This window comes from Fusibacter bizertensis (genome assembly GCF_029914245.1).
Classification (GTDB): Bacteria; Bacillota; Clostridia; order Peptostreptococcales; family Acidaminobacteraceae; genus Fusibacter_C; species Fusibacter_C bizertensis.
The window spans coordinates 12,266-26,634 of record NZ_JARYZI010000014.1 but is presented as its reverse complement, the minus strand read 5'-3'; the positions used below and the strand labels follow the sequence as shown (position 1 = coordinate 26,634).

The 14,369-nt window shown below is 35.8% G+C and carries 12 protein-coding genes; 5 read left to right on the top strand and 7 right to left on the bottom strand.

The window, feature by feature from the left end:
• Positions 1-310: 310 nt before the first annotated feature.
• Positions 311-1,513 (top strand): FprA family A-type flavoprotein, encoded by a 1,203-nt coding sequence (locus tag QE109_RS15765; RefSeq protein ID WP_281095515.1) that lies wholly within the window; start codon positions 311-313, stop codon positions 1,511-1,513.
• Positions 1,514-1,608: 95 nt separating this feature from the next.
• Here the strand turns inward: QE109_RS15765 and QE109_RS15760 are convergent, their stop codons facing one another.
• From QE109_RS15760 to arcA, 6 genes are all read right to left on the bottom strand, one after another.
• A complete protein-coding gene (locus tag QE109_RS15760; protein ID WP_342637167.1) occupies positions 1,609-2,937 on the bottom strand; it encodes an acetyl-CoA hydrolase/transferase family protein in 1,329 nt (442 codons plus the stop codon).
• Positions 2,918-3,961, bottom strand: a complete 1,044-nt coding sequence (locus QE109_RS15755; protein WP_281095514.1) for a 3-oxoacyl-ACP synthase — start codon at positions 3,959-3,961, stop codon at positions 2,918-2,920. Before QE109_RS15755 ends, QE109_RS15760 begins: the two co-directional genes overlap by 20 nt.
• Before the next feature lie 193 nt (positions 3,962-4,154).
• Positions 4,155-5,567: a sigma-54 interaction domain-containing protein gene (locus QE109_RS15750; RefSeq protein ID WP_281095513.1), complete on the bottom strand. Its 1,413-nt coding sequence runs from the start codon at positions 5,565-5,567 to the stop codon at positions 4,155-4,157.
• 194 nt (positions 5,568-5,761) lie between these two features.
• A complete protein-coding gene (gene arcC, locus QE109_RS15745) occupies positions 5,762-6,706 on the bottom strand; it encodes a carbamate kinase (protein ID WP_281095512.1) in 945 nt (314 codons plus the stop codon).
• A 26-nt stretch (positions 6,707-6,732) separates the two neighbouring features.
• Positions 6,733-7,725, bottom strand: coding sequence for an ornithine carbamoyltransferase (gene argF, locus QE109_RS15740; RefSeq protein ID WP_281095511.1), 993 nt, complete (start codon positions 7,723-7,725; stop codon positions 6,733-6,735).
• A gap of 79 nt (positions 7,726-7,804) precedes the next feature.
• A complete protein-coding gene (arcA, locus tag QE109_RS15735) occupies positions 7,805-9,049 on the bottom strand; it encodes an arginine deiminase (protein ID WP_281095510.1) in 1,245 nt (414 codons plus the stop codon).
• A 410-nt stretch (positions 9,050-9,459) separates the two neighbouring features.
• On the opposite strand from arcA, the gene QE109_RS15730 reads away from it, so the two are divergent.
• From QE109_RS15730 to QE109_RS15720, 3 genes are all read left to right on the top strand, one after another.
• Complete coding sequence (locus QE109_RS15730; protein WP_281095509.1) at positions 9,460-9,678, top strand: hypothetical protein; 219 nt, start codon at positions 9,460-9,462, stop codon at positions 9,676-9,678.
• 23 nt (positions 9,679-9,701) lie between these two features.
• The gene (locus QE109_RS15725; protein ID WP_281095508.1) at positions 9,702-10,016 is read left to right on the top strand and encodes a YbjQ family protein; all 315 of its coding nucleotides are present in this window, start codon (positions 9,702-9,704) and stop codon (positions 10,014-10,016) included.
• A gap of 213 nt (positions 10,017-10,229) precedes the next feature.
• Positions 10,230-11,135, top strand: a complete 906-nt coding sequence (locus tag QE109_RS15720) for a hypothetical protein (protein ID WP_281095507.1) — start codon at positions 10,230-10,232, stop codon at positions 11,133-11,135.
• Between the two features lie 209 nt (positions 11,136-11,344).
• Here QE109_RS15720 and QE109_RS15715 read toward each other — a convergent pair whose 3' ends face one another.
• On the bottom strand, positions 11,345-12,613 hold the full coding sequence (locus tag QE109_RS15715; RefSeq protein WP_281095506.1) for an FAD:protein FMN transferase: 1,269 nt from the start codon (positions 12,611-12,613) through the stop codon (positions 11,345-11,347).
• Positions 12,614-12,775: 162 nt separating this feature from the next.
• Between QE109_RS15715 and QE109_RS15710 the strand changes: the two genes are divergently transcribed.
• A complete protein-coding gene (locus QE109_RS15710) occupies positions 12,776-14,353 on the top strand; it encodes an amidohydrolase (protein ID WP_281095505.1) in 1,578 nt (525 codons plus the stop codon).
• Positions 14,354-14,369: the final 16 nt, after the last annotated feature.

Genomic DNA, 14,369 nt, shown 5'->3' with positions numbered 1-14,369 from the left:
TATACAAAATACATTCCTGTCAATCGACGTACTCCCAATCCATTACTACATTTTGTTAATCATTTGACAGAATCGCCAAATGTTATACTACTAAAGTTTCAAGTACATTATATAAAAGAATAGTCAGGATGTAAACTACTATAGCCATTTCACTCACAAATAGTATTATAGCATATCTGTATTTTGTATACAATTCATAACTGTAAATAAATTAATACAAAAATTGTCTGTAATAATATGCACTTTTATTTTATAATAGAAGCATAGAAAGACTGGATTAACTATAACATACTAAAATATGAGGTGAAAAATGAATTGTAGATTAAGCATAAGAGAAGATATCCACTGGATAGGTGTCAATGACCGAGAGACGACACTTTTCGAAAACTATTGGCCACTTGAAAAAGGTGTTGCTTATAACTCATATCTTATCAACGATGAAAAAATAGCCATTCTTGATACGGTTAAGTTTAATAAAACAACTGAATATCTTGAAAAAATCAAAGAAATCATCGGCGATCGCAAGGTTGATTACTTAATCGTTAATCATATGGAGCCAGATCATTCGGGTTCTATGCTAGCACTTCTTGGTGCATATCCTGATATGAAAATCGTAGGCAACAAAAAGACTTTTCCTTTTATAGAAGGTTTTTATGGCATCACAAAAAACTATTATGAAGTTGGCGATGGTGAGTCCCTTGATCTTGGTAAGCATAAATTGACATTTTATCTTACACCTATGGTACATTGGCCAGAAACGATGATGACTTTTGATGAAACTTCAGGTGTTCTTTTCTCTATGGATGCTTTTGGTGGATTTGGTGCACTAGATGGCGGTATATTTGATGATGAACTCAATTATGATTTTTATGAAGATGAAACTAGAAGATATTATAGTAATATAGTAGCAAAATACAGCCCAATGGTTCAAAGAAGCCTAAAAAAACTTGCTGGGCTTGATATCAAGATGATCGCACCAACGCATGGGCCAATCTGGAGAAGTAATCCAAGTAAAATTATCGATTTATATGATAAATGGAGTCGCTTCGAAGCCGACCATGGCGTCGTAATCGTATATGGCTCTATGTACGGTAATACCGCTAAAATGGCAGACTATTTAGCGCGAATCATTGCAGAAAATGGCGTTAAAAATGTTAAAGTCTTTGATGCATCTAAAACGCACAGCTCTTATATCTTAAGTGAAATCTGGAAATATAAAGCAGTTGTCATAGGCTCATGTGCTTATAACACAAAAGTTTTTAGCTCTGTTGAAACTGTTCTTGCCAAACTTGGTAATTCAGGATTAAAAGATCGCTATATCTCAGTATTTGGGAATAAGTCTTGGTCAGGTGGCGGTGTATCTGGTATAGAGGCTTTTGTCTCTGAAATTGGATGGGAAAAAATCGGACCATCCATAGAAGCAACTTATTCTCCTAAAGATGTTGAATTTGAAGCACTAAATGCACTTGGCAAAGAAATCGCCGATCGACTCAATAATGAATACGATAAATAAACCTTATTTTATATAAACGAAAAGAAGAAACAGGTTGGGTGTCCTGTTTCTTCTTTTCGTTTAGGGTCTATTTAAAGGAGACGAATATAGCATTTTTACCAGATCATCAGGGCATCTGCTTCTTTTTGAAGTTCTTCTCTAAATTTTGGATGCGCAATACTGATGAGTCTTTTAACACGTTCTCGTACCGAGGTACCTCTTAATGAAACTGCACCATATTCTGTTACAACATAATCGACATCATTTCTAGAAAGGGATACAATTGCTCCTGGCGTTAACATAGGTACAATTTTTGATTTTTCAATAATTTCACCTGTTGTTTTATCTTTAATCATAGCAGTGGAATAAAGTGCTATAAATGATTTTCCATCTTCTGAAAGTTGTGCACCAATTGCTGTGTCTGCTTGACCACCTGTGCCACTAATTTGTCTTACACCAATAGATTCGGAACAACATTGTCCTGTTAAATCAACTTCTATTGATGTATTGATGGATACCATTTTATGGTTTTGACCAATTACATAAGGATCATTCACATAAGTACCCTTTTTAATCTCTACACTTGGATTATCATTAATGAAATCATATAACTTTTTGCTTCCAAGTGCAAATGCTGCGATCATTTTTTCTGGGTGAATTGTTTTCATGCTATTATTAACGGCACCGCACTCTACTAAATCAACCATGCCATCAGTAAACATCTCAGTATGAATACCTAAGTTTTTCTTAGTTTTAAGTGCCTGTGCAACTGCATTTGGAATTCCTCCAATGCCAAGCTGGATTGTTGAACCGTCTTCTATAAGTTCAGCGATATGTTTCCCAATCAGTTTGTCTTTTTCGTTAGGTTCAGTAACTGGTAATTCAGGCATCTGATAATCTGCTTCTACAAAATAATCAACTTTTGAATAATGAAGCAACGTATCTCCAAATGTTCTTGGCACATTGGGATTTACTTCTAAAATAACCAAGTCTGCCTTCTCTATCATATCTTTTTCATAGACTGCACTAAGTCCAAGCGATACATAACCGTGCGCATCAACTGGTGAACAATTGCCCATATAGATACGTGGTACTTTATAATCGAGCCTTTTAGTTGAAGCAAAATGAAGATGATTGGGGATAAAGGTAATGTTCTTGTTTGCATGGAGTTTACGCATAAATCCACTATAAAACCATCCCTCCATTAAAAACGAGTCCTTGTACTGGGGATTGCCAAAGAATTCGTAATTTCCCATTGGTAAACATGTGATGATCGATACATCTCTTAGGCTGTCTGCCGCAGTATGTAGCTCCGACAAAATAGCCTTTGGCTCTGCACCTGCAAGTCCAGATACCACGTGATCACCTGAATTTATCATTGAGAGTACGTCTTTTACATGAACTAGTTTCTTTTGGTATTCAGATTTAACGAACACTGCCTTCACCCCCTTCTCCCCATATTATTACATTAGCTGCCCATGCATATCCAATTCCTGCAGCAATCATAGACACGACCGACCCCTCTTTAAGTTTCCCTTGTCTTTCGGCTAGATGTAAAGATAAAATTTGATCTACTTGACCTATATGACCGAATTCACTAAGATAGATAGACTGACTCTCATCTAAACCTAGAAGGCCAAGCATTTGTTTATGCATAGAGTACTTGAAGTGAAGTACTGCTAAGTAATCGAGTTGTGATTTTTCGACATTAGATTTCTCAAATGCCAAGTCAATACATTGCATCCAGTTGCTCATGGATACTTCATTTAGTCTATTTTTCATATGTTCTGGCTGTAATAATCTTAATGATTTGTATGCTTCGTCTATATTGTCAACATCTATTGGATTTTCTATACCACCAATTTCTACGCCAGCATCTCTTGCCATGCTTCCATCAGACATAATATGAGATTCTAATAAAATGTTTCTATTATAATCTGCTTTTAATATAATTGCACCTGCACCAGCGCCAAGGTTAAACATCATGCTCATGTTTTTGTCGCTATAGTCTACGAAGTCACCATTTCTGTAACCTCCACAAACCATTATTGTATCAATTGATTCATCTGCGATTAACATGTCTCTCGCCATTTTCATAGCAGTAACCGTTGTACAGCATCTATTTTGAACATCAATACCCCAAGCATTCTTCGCACCAATTTGTTCTTGAATATAAATTGCAGAAGTCGTTAAAGGATATTCTTTCCATTCTTCACCCATGCAAAGAACCACATCTATATCAAGTGGATCAACACCTGTATTTTTAAGGCAATCTAGCGCTGCTTTTACACCCATTGCTTGTGTACCATCTCCAGGACCTGGAACAGGTTTTTGAGTAAAACCAAGTTTATCAATAATAGCTTGTTCAGCCCATATACCATTTGTAGCATCTGCAATTTCTTTTGCAGTAATTACTTGTTCGGGGATATAAATCCCAGTGCCTACTATTCCAACAGTTCTCTTTTTCATCTGTTGCCTCCTAAATCTATTATGCAATCTGAACCACTCTTGTTTGTGAATATGAATACGCAAAAGTCGTGCCAATTAAAATAAGATGTATTTAGGCAATTTTTATAAGAATCTTGTACTAAATGTTGTACAAAAAAAAGACACTGTCCATAATTTGTACAACAGTTTATGGACAGTGTCACTTCTCCAGATTTTACTCTGCATCAATTTTAAATTTTTCTATTTTCTCGTATAAGCTCGTTCGACTGATGCCTAAAATTTTAGCCGCTTTCAATTTATTGTAATTAACCGCTTTAAGACATTTGAGAATCGTCGCCTTTTCCACTTCATCTACCGCATGTCTAAGGCTAGTAAGCGTTGTTGGTTCTACTTGTTCGTTGGGATTATGTGCAATTATGAAAGTAGGTAAATGTTGAATCTCTATGGTTTCACTGTCAGTCATATTAATAGCACGCTCTACAACGTTTTCGAGTTCTCTAATGTTACCTGGCCAATTATAAGTCTTTAGACAATCAAGTGCATCAACGGTTATATTGCTAACATACTTTCCAAGTGAATGTGATAACTTTTCCATTAACTTAAGTGTTAGAATTTCCACATCTTCCTTTCGGAGTCTTAGGGGTGGAACCTCAATATTGACAACATTTAGCCTATAATATAAATCCTCTCGGAACTCGTTTTCCTTGATTCGTTCTGCTAGGTCGCGATTAGTCGCTGCAATAATTCTACAATCAATAGGTGTAGTTTTGTTGCCACCAATACGCTCAACTTCTTTTTCTTGCAATACACGTAAAATTTTCACTTGCATATCAAGAGGCATATCACCAATCTCATCTAGAAAAATAGTCCCGCCATTAGCAAGTTCAAATTTACCAACTTTTCCTTGTTTTTTCGCGCCAGTAAAAGCACCTTCTTCATATCCAAAAAGCTCTGACTCCAAGAGATCCTTGGGAATAGCGGCACAATTGATTTTGATAAATGGACCATCAAAACGTTTGCTATCATTGTGTATCGCATGGGCAAATAGTTCTTTTCCAGTTCCACTCTCACCGACAATTAATACGTTTGAGTCTGTTTTTGCCGCCTTTGCTGCAATGCTTTTAACATCCTGCATGATTACAGAATTTCCAATGATTGAATTCCAAGAATACTTAGCACCACGCATACTTTTTAGTTCTTCTTGATAAATCATTAGTTTACCTTCTAATAATTTGTTCTTCTCTAGCACTTGTTGCAGCTGTCTTAAATCGTCAAAAATAACCATACCAAAACCATACACCACTTCGCCGTCGTCATCGAGAACGGGAATTCTGTGAACTAAAGCTGTATGCCCGTTGATAAACTTGTGCTTATGTGCAAACTCTGGTTGTTTATTTTTGATAACATAAGGGAAGCGTGTGTTGGGATCGACTGTTTCTACTTTCTTTCCAAGAATTTGACTTCTAGGATAACCTAGATAATCAGCGAAGGACTCATTGATCATTACAACCTCGGTCTCCTTATTAACCATGATAATCGGCACTGAAATTGGGTCAAATATTTGGTGAAGCCTTTTGATAAACAGATCGTCAGTTAAGTTTTCTTTTTCTCCAGTATAATTACTCATCTCATCACGCTCACAATCTTAGTCTCTTTTCTTCATTATAAATCATTTGAATCAGCTTTCAAATGGATATATAAATATTACACGCAATTTTTATGCCACAAAACTTTAAAACGCCCCTGAAAGAGTGGACTTTCAGGGGCGTTTTTTGAAATATGATTGATAGTGAATATATTAAATAAATGAGATTAACATCCTTACTCTGCGATAACAACTGTTCCTGTTATCCCATCTATTCCCTCTTTTGCCTTTTCTAGAGAAGTAATAAGTGCTTTTCTTCCCTTTTTCGAACTTGCAAACTGGATTGCAGCTTGAACCTTTGGCAACATACTTCCAGGTGCAAAATGACCTTCTTCAATATATTGATACGCTTGTGATATGGACATTTGACTTAGCCACTTAACATCTGGTTTACCAAAATTTATCGCGACTTTCTCAACTGCTGTAAGGATAATCAAGTAATCAGCATCCAGTATTTCTGCAATTTTAGCTGAAGCAAAATCCTTATCAATAACTGCTGGAACACCAATCAATCGATTGCCGTCTTTATAAACTGGAATGCCGCCTCCACCAACTGTTATTACTACATGCCCGTTCTCAACAAGTGTCTTAACTGTTTCCTTTTCTGCTACATCTATTGGTTTAGGTGAAGCAACGACTCTCCTAAATCCACGTCCTGAATCTTCAACCATGGTATACCCTTTTTCAGATACTAACTGTTCAGATATCTCTTTAGTATAAAAGGCACCAATCGGCTTTGTAGGATTTTTAAATGCAGGATCATCTTTATCAACAATCACTTGAGTAATAACTGTAGCAACTGGTATTTGCATCGAACGATTAAGCAGTTCTTCTCTAATTGCATTTTGAAGATGGAAACCAATGTATCCTTGGCTCATAGCACCACACTCTGGAAAAGGCATCTCAGGTGTATGAGATGACGATTCTGCTGATGTTGACATCGCTAAATTAATCATGCCAACTTGTGGACCATTGCCATGTGCTAAGATCACTTCATGACCGGCTTCAATCAAATCAACAATTGGCTTTGCAGTTAGTTTCACCAATTCCAATTGCTCTTTTGGTGAATTTCCAAGTGCATTACCGCCAAGTGCGACAACTATCTTGTCTTTCGTATTCATAAACTAGCCTCCGGCATAAATTTGTATTACAAATTACCTATTGTAGCAACCATAATTGCTTTAATTGTATGCATTCTATTTTCAGCTTCATCAAATACTACTGAATTTTTACTTCTAAACACTTCATCAGTAACTTCCATTTCTCTCATCCCAAATTTTTGTTCAATTTGGACTCCAACCTCAGTCATTAAATCATGGAAAGCTGGTAAGCAGTGCATAAAAATCACATCTTCATTATTAGTTTTTCTCAGCATGTCCATATTTACTTGATATGGTTTAAGTGTTTTAATGCGTTCTTCAAATAGATGCTCCTCACCCATTGAAACCCATACATCAGTATAGATAACGTCTGCACCATCAACTGCAGCAACATCTTCAGAAAACTCTAAAATTGCTCCTGTTTCTTTAGCAACGACTCTCATCTCTTCAACAAGTGCTTCTGATGGCCAAAGCGACTTAGGTGCTAGTGCAACAAAATGCATTCCCATCTTAGCGGCACCTATCATGAGTGAATTTCCCATATTATTTCTAGCATCACCTGAATAAACAAACTTAACTTTGTTAAGAGGTTTATCTACATGTTCCATAATCGTTAAAAAGTCTGCTAATATCTGAGTTGGATGATACATATCTGTTAGTCCATTCCAAACAGGAACGCCTGCGTATTTTGCTAAAGCATCAACCGTTTGTTGCTCAAATCCTCTAAACTCTATGCCATCATAAAATCTGCCAAGTACCTTCGCAGTATCTTCAATACTTTCTTTTTTTCCCATTTGACTATTGGTAAGGAATGTCACACTTGCGCCTTCATCAAATGCTGCGACTTCAAAAGCACAGCGTGTTCTAGTAGAATTTTTTTCAAATATCAAACAGATATTTTTTCGATCTAATAAATCGCCTCTAATTCCAGCGCGTTTTTTTGCTTTTAAATCTTTTGATAAATTTAACAAGTATCTAATCTCTTCTGGCGTAAAATCTTTTAATGTCAATAGATGTCTTCCCTTTAAACTAACTGGCATATGAACCCTCCTATAAAGTGGTTAAATTTATAATATTAGCGCTTGCGCTAACTAATCAAATTTTGGATATAATGCATTGCTATTTTTTAATAATTAAATCCCTATTGAGTGGCATAGACATACATCTTGGGCCACCTCGACCTCTCGAAAGCTCCGAAGAAGGAATTTCATGTATTTTTATACCTTCAGATTCTAACAGTTGATTTGTGACATGATTTCTAGAGTAGACGATTACCTCTCCAGGAGCAAGCGCTAGTGTATTTGAGCCATCGTTCCATTGCTCTCTACCAGCATCAATTCCTTTTTTGCCACCACATCTAATTAACTTAACAGAATCGACCTCTAAGTACTTGCTCAATATTGTTTCAAGTGTTTGATATTCGCGTTCAATTTTATAATCGCCTTTTTTATCAGATCTTGTGAGCGAATACACTGTAAGTGGTCCTTCTATTTCTGGGTGAATTGTAAATACACTATGGTCTACCATTGTAAATACTGTATCAAGATGCATAAAAGCTCTTGTTTTAGGGATATCAAATGCCAAAATAGTTTGAAATGGCTGTCCATCAGAGAAAACATTACGTGCAAAAATCTCTATTGCATCCGCATCCGTTCTTTGTGATATACCAATTGCAATTACTTTGTCACTAAGCACTAACACATCTCCACCTTCTATAGCATTAGCCATATCACGGTCATACCAGAAAGGAATATCAAGGTTTTTATAGTCTTTGTGGTATCTAAAAATATATTTGGAAAAAATAGTTTCACGACAACGTGTCGGTGTCCGCATCTTGTTTAGAGCAATACCGCTGCCAACAGTTGAAAATGGATCTCTTGTAAAATATAAATTAGGAAGTGGATCCACTATGAATGGATAGTTCATGTCCACTAAATCAGAAAGTGTCCTTAGACCTGAAGGTTTGAGTTCTTCTCTACGAATACCAGCCATCATCTTGTCAATCATAGCTCTGTTGGTTTCAAAACTTCTGTAGTAATCTTTTACTTGTTCAATTCTCAATTGGTTTTTTAGGCCTGCTTCTTTAACGAATTCATCAATAAAAGCTTCTTTACGTGAATTATCAAATAGTGATTCTGCAATTAAATCTTCTAGATAGTTTACTTCAACACCATTATCTTGGAATACCTTTGCAAATGCATCGTGTTCCTCTCTTGCTACCTTGAGATAAGGAATATCATCAAACAAGAGTCTGTTCATAAGTTCTGGCGTCAAATTTTCTATTTCTTCACCTGGTCTATGAAGTAAAACCTTTTTTAACCTTCCAATTTCTGAATAGACCTGTAAGCCATTTGGGTTCATCATAACACCTCTTTCAGTTTGGTTTGTAATTATATGGCAATTTATTCATAATCATTCTGAAGCACTTACAGTATATCACTTGTGACAAAATATTGACAAGCTTAGTTTTTCAACGTTTGTAGCCTTTTGTAGAATTTTCAAACAATTTTGCATATTCATGCACTGTATATTTTTATAAGTATTTATAGCTTAGTAAGTCTAAACAGTTTAAAATTTCGGAATTGTCTAATAATTCGAGCTATTCAAATTTTACTTCCACTGTATAAAAATCGTTTTTAATTTATAAAAAAATTTTTATGGTTTTTTATAATTTTTCATTAAAAGCATAAAAGTTAATTCTTTTTTAATAACTAAAGAAGTGTTATTTGATAATATAAGGCTATAAAGATAGAAATTAAAAAGGGGCTGGTCTTATGATCAAATTTTCAAGTGTTTTATTTGTAACTTTCATTGTCTTAATATTTTTGTTTGCTGTTCTCACAATTTTGATACCTTCCTTGATGGTCCTTAACCAAATCATCAATATATTAGCAATTGGTTTATTAATTGTAGGAATAGTCCTCATTATTTCACTGATTAACGATCGGTTTAAAGAGTCTAAAAAAGAAGGAAACGACTATAAAAAATATTGATATCAACTTAAGGAGGAATTTTTATGTTATTGGTAAACACCCCAGATATACCTTCTAAAAAAATTGTAAAGACAATAGGCTTAGTAAAAGGAAGCACAATAAGAGCCAAACACATTGGCAAAGACATCGCATCAGGTTTTCGCCATCTCGTTGGTGGGGAGATGAAGGAATATAGCGATATGTTAAATGAAGCAAGACAGATTGCTACTAAGCACATGGTAGATGAAGCAACCGCTCAAGGGGCAAATGCAATTATAAACATAAGATATGCCTCATCAAGTGTTGTACAAGGTGCTGCAGAAATCATGGTGTATGGCACTGCAGTTGTGTATGAGTAACAACCTCAAATTGGAAATAACGTTGTCACTTTTTTGAGTATTTTCATACAAAAAAATTTCTACGACTCACTTATATCAACAGAAGGAAGCATTTCTCAAATGTTTCCTTTTTTTACGTTAAAAAAGTATCAAGATTCCTTAATATAAATTGCTTTTATCGAAACTTTTGATATAATAAGTTTAGGTTGTTTGCAAAACACTAGGAGGTGGCTTATGAGGAAATTATTAAGTCTATTGCTCGTATTAGTTATGATGAGCAGTTTATTTATTGGATGTGCAAAAGATGAGCCTGCAGTAGTTGAAACTACAGCAGCAGAAACAACAGCAGCTGAAACTACAGCAGCTGAAACTACAGCAGCTGGTGGTTCATTAGCTGATGGAATCTACTTTGCTACACAACCAACTTTTGACGCTGAGTCAGGTTGGAAAACAGTTGTTACAATCGAAGTTAAAGATGGTAAGATCGTAAATGCTGATTGGAACGGCGCTAGCGTAACTGCTGGAAAAGACAAAAAAACGACATCTATGGATGGCGAATACAACATGGTTGCTTACGGTAAAGCACAATCTGAGTGGGATGTACAAGCTGCTCTTGCTGAAGCTTACTTAGTAGAAAACCAATCATTTGATGGTCTTAACTATTCAGATGCTGAAGGTCATACTGACTCAATCACTGGCGTTTCAATCCATGTAAGTGATTTTGTTGACTTAACAAATGAAGCTCTTGCTGCTGGTCCTGTTGGAACTGGTAAATACGTAGATGGTTCTTTCTACGCTGAAGATGCTGATTATGGCGATTCAGGTTGGAAAGAAAATGCTTCATTTACAGTAATCAACGGTTTTATCGTTGCTGCTAACTGGAATGGAACAAGCAAAGATACTGAAAAAGATAAAAAGACAGCTTCAATCGATGGTGACTATGGTATGGTATCTATCGGTAAAGCTTCATCTGAATGGCATGAGCAAGCTGCTCTAGTTGAAGGATTCTTAGTTGATACTCAAGATTTTGAAGCAGTAACTTTAACTGATGCTGAAGGACACACTGATGCAATTACAGGCGTATCTATTCACGTAGGTAATTTCATTGAACTTGCTAAGCAAGCGCTTAAATTAAGATAATATAAAGAGAAGTGCAAACAACAAAACACTAATCAAGTATGATAAGGAGATCTTCCTACCTGACAATTGTCAGATAGGAAAATCTCCTTTTTTCATAGGCTATAGTCTTTCGGGTATATAGACACAGTCATAATAAAAACAAATTCATAATACAATAAAAGAACCTTGGATCATGATCCAAGGTTCTCTCTTTATTCATAAACTATAACTTAATTATTGATCGATTTAATTGTATAATCTTTGCTCGTCAGTGTGAATTTATCCTGTAGGCTATCTGTTACATATACAGAATGGTCTTTCATAATAAATACCGCACCGACACCATCGAGTGATTCAATATAGCGGTAACCTTCTTTAAGTCCAAGTAGAAAAACTGTTGTTGATAAAGCATCTCCATCAACAGATCGCTCAGAAATAATCGATACTGATAACATATCATTCTGTTCTGGATAGCCAGTTGTCGCATTGATAATATGGTGATATCTCACATTATCTTCGATGAAAAATCTTTCATACACACCTGAGGAAACAATTGAGTTATCCGTAAGCTTCAATATCCCCATGGTTGAACCTGCATTAGATTCAGGATTTCTTACACCAATGTTCCAGTTATCACTGTTGGGCTTTGTACCAACAGTTAAGACATTTCCACCTAAGTTAATAATTGCACTTTCATAGCCTTCTTCTTGAATCAATCCTTTTAAACGATCAGCAATATATCCTTTTGCAATTGCGCCTAAATCGATTTCCATATCCTTTTCGGGTAGAAACACCGTTTGCTTTGTTTCATCAATCACGATTTTCTTATAATCAATAAGTGCCATTTTTTCTTTGATTTCAGCATCTGTAGGAAGATGAGCAAAATCAGTACCTATAGCCCATAAGTCCACTAATGGACCAACTGAAATATCAAATCTACCTTTTGTTACATCAGCATACTTGAGGCCCAACTTTATCATCTCTATTATATCTTTAGATACTCTTACTGGTGCTATTCCAGCATTTTGGTTCACTTGATTGAGCTCAGTTCCTTTGATATTTTTAGAGATCATATACTCATACTTATCAATTAATCCAAACAGATCATCAAATACGCGATCAGGTACTTGTGCATCTGCATATATACTTAGCGTAACGTAAGTACCTATTTGAAAACTATCTTGAGTAGTTATGATACTATTTGTCTTCGAATCATTTCGAATGGTTGACTCACTTCTAGTGATTTTATGTTCTGTAGTAGTAGTTTCTGTTGTAGTAGTTTCAGTTGTGGCAGCTTCACTTGTAACAACTTCAGATGAAGCTGATTCAGTTGTCCCTGGGACCAAAGTAGTTTCTTGTGATGTACCTTCTGAAGTTTGAACAACTTCAGTCGAACTCGTTTCTGCCGTGGTATTACTTATATCACTTGGCTGCGCTTTACAACCACTTAATAAAAACAACATACTAATCGCTAATACCAGATGTTTCTTATACTTCATTTTTCCTCCTATTTCGGCCTAGACTCTCTTTTTATCTATATTCTAGGACTATTTGTGATTTATTACACAATGTATTTTACCCTATCCATTATATCATAATCCACTGACAAGTCACGATTTTACATATATAATAATTGTAAAATACTTTTAAACGAGGCGACTATGAAAAAGGTAATCAAAGCTAAATCAATCTACCCAAATCACGATGAAAATTCAATCATTTATGTGGATAATGGCATCATTGAGCGAATAACTGATAAACTTCCAACGACTTACGAAATGACTGACTATGAATTTATAGACTTATCCAACTACCACTTATATCCAAGTTTTAACGATTCTCATATGCATCTAATTGGCTATGGCGCTTCACTTAGCCAATGTATCCTTGATGGTGTAAAAAGCCTATCACAACTTCAGCAGATTTTATCCGACTATATCACTATACATCAACCCTCTGTGGTTGTGGGGAGGGGATGGAATCAAGATCTTTTCGACTCAGTTAAGTTCCCTAGTCGTTTTGATTTGGACGTCGTTTCTAATGATCGCCCTATTATTCTCTACAGAACATGTGGCCATATTGCTGTGGTAAATAGTTATGCACTTCATTATTTCAACATTAATGCGGACACAAAAATAGAAGGTGGCGAAATCGAGTTAGAAAATACTATTCCCACTGGCATTCTACGAGAAAATGCACTGTCACTTGTTCGTCAAGATCCTAGCATAAGTGACATGGAGCACTATATTTTAAAAGCACAGTCTTGCCTACATCAATATGGTATAACTTCAGTACAGACTGACGACCTCATCATGGTAGATGCTAAAGACCAGTTCAAAATTATCGTTCTCTTTAAAAAACTAGATCAAAATGGTTTGCTAAAATTAAGAGTATATGAACAATCGCAGTTTTTCACACCAGAAGACTTCATGAGCCATATTAATAGTGGCTATCAGCAAAACCAAGGCAGTATCTTTTTCAAGACAGGTCCTCTAAAAATATTGGCTGATGGAAGTCTAGGCTCCAGAACAGCGAAACTAAGAGCACCATATCGCGATGCTGCTGATACACAAGGCATTTTGATTCACAATGAGAATGAACTCAAAAATCTAATCTCAATTGCAATGGCTAATCATATAGATGTGGCCATTCACGGCATAGGGGATTACACCATCAATTGGATCATTGAGCATCTGAGCAATACAGATAGATCCTCTGCACCGCAAAATAGACGAGATGCGATTATACACTGTCAGATAATGGACCGTTTAATGATAAAAACAATGGGTCAATCGGGTATCCACGCGTTGGTACAGCCTGTATTCTTAGAATATGATATGAATATAGTCGAGCAGCGTGTTGGCTCTGAACTCGCTAGATTTTCTTATGCTTATCGTACCATGATTGAAAATAATATCATACTCGCTTTTGGATCAGATGCACCTGTTGAAGACCCCAATCCCTTCAGAGGACTATATTATGCAATTTACCGTAAAAATCCATCAGGAAAAGTTTTTTATAGCGAGGAATGCTTAGATTTTAATACTGCATTTGATGCTTACACTAAAGCTGGTGCTTACTTCTCATACGAAGCCCACTTTAAAGGTGAATTGAAAACTGGATACTTAGCAGATTTTATAGCCATTCCTAATTTACTTGAGACGCTTGAAGCAGATGCTCTTCTAAACGTTAAGGTTGCTAAAACATATGTTGGTGGTAACTGTGTCTACTCAACATAAAAAAAAATGTGTATGC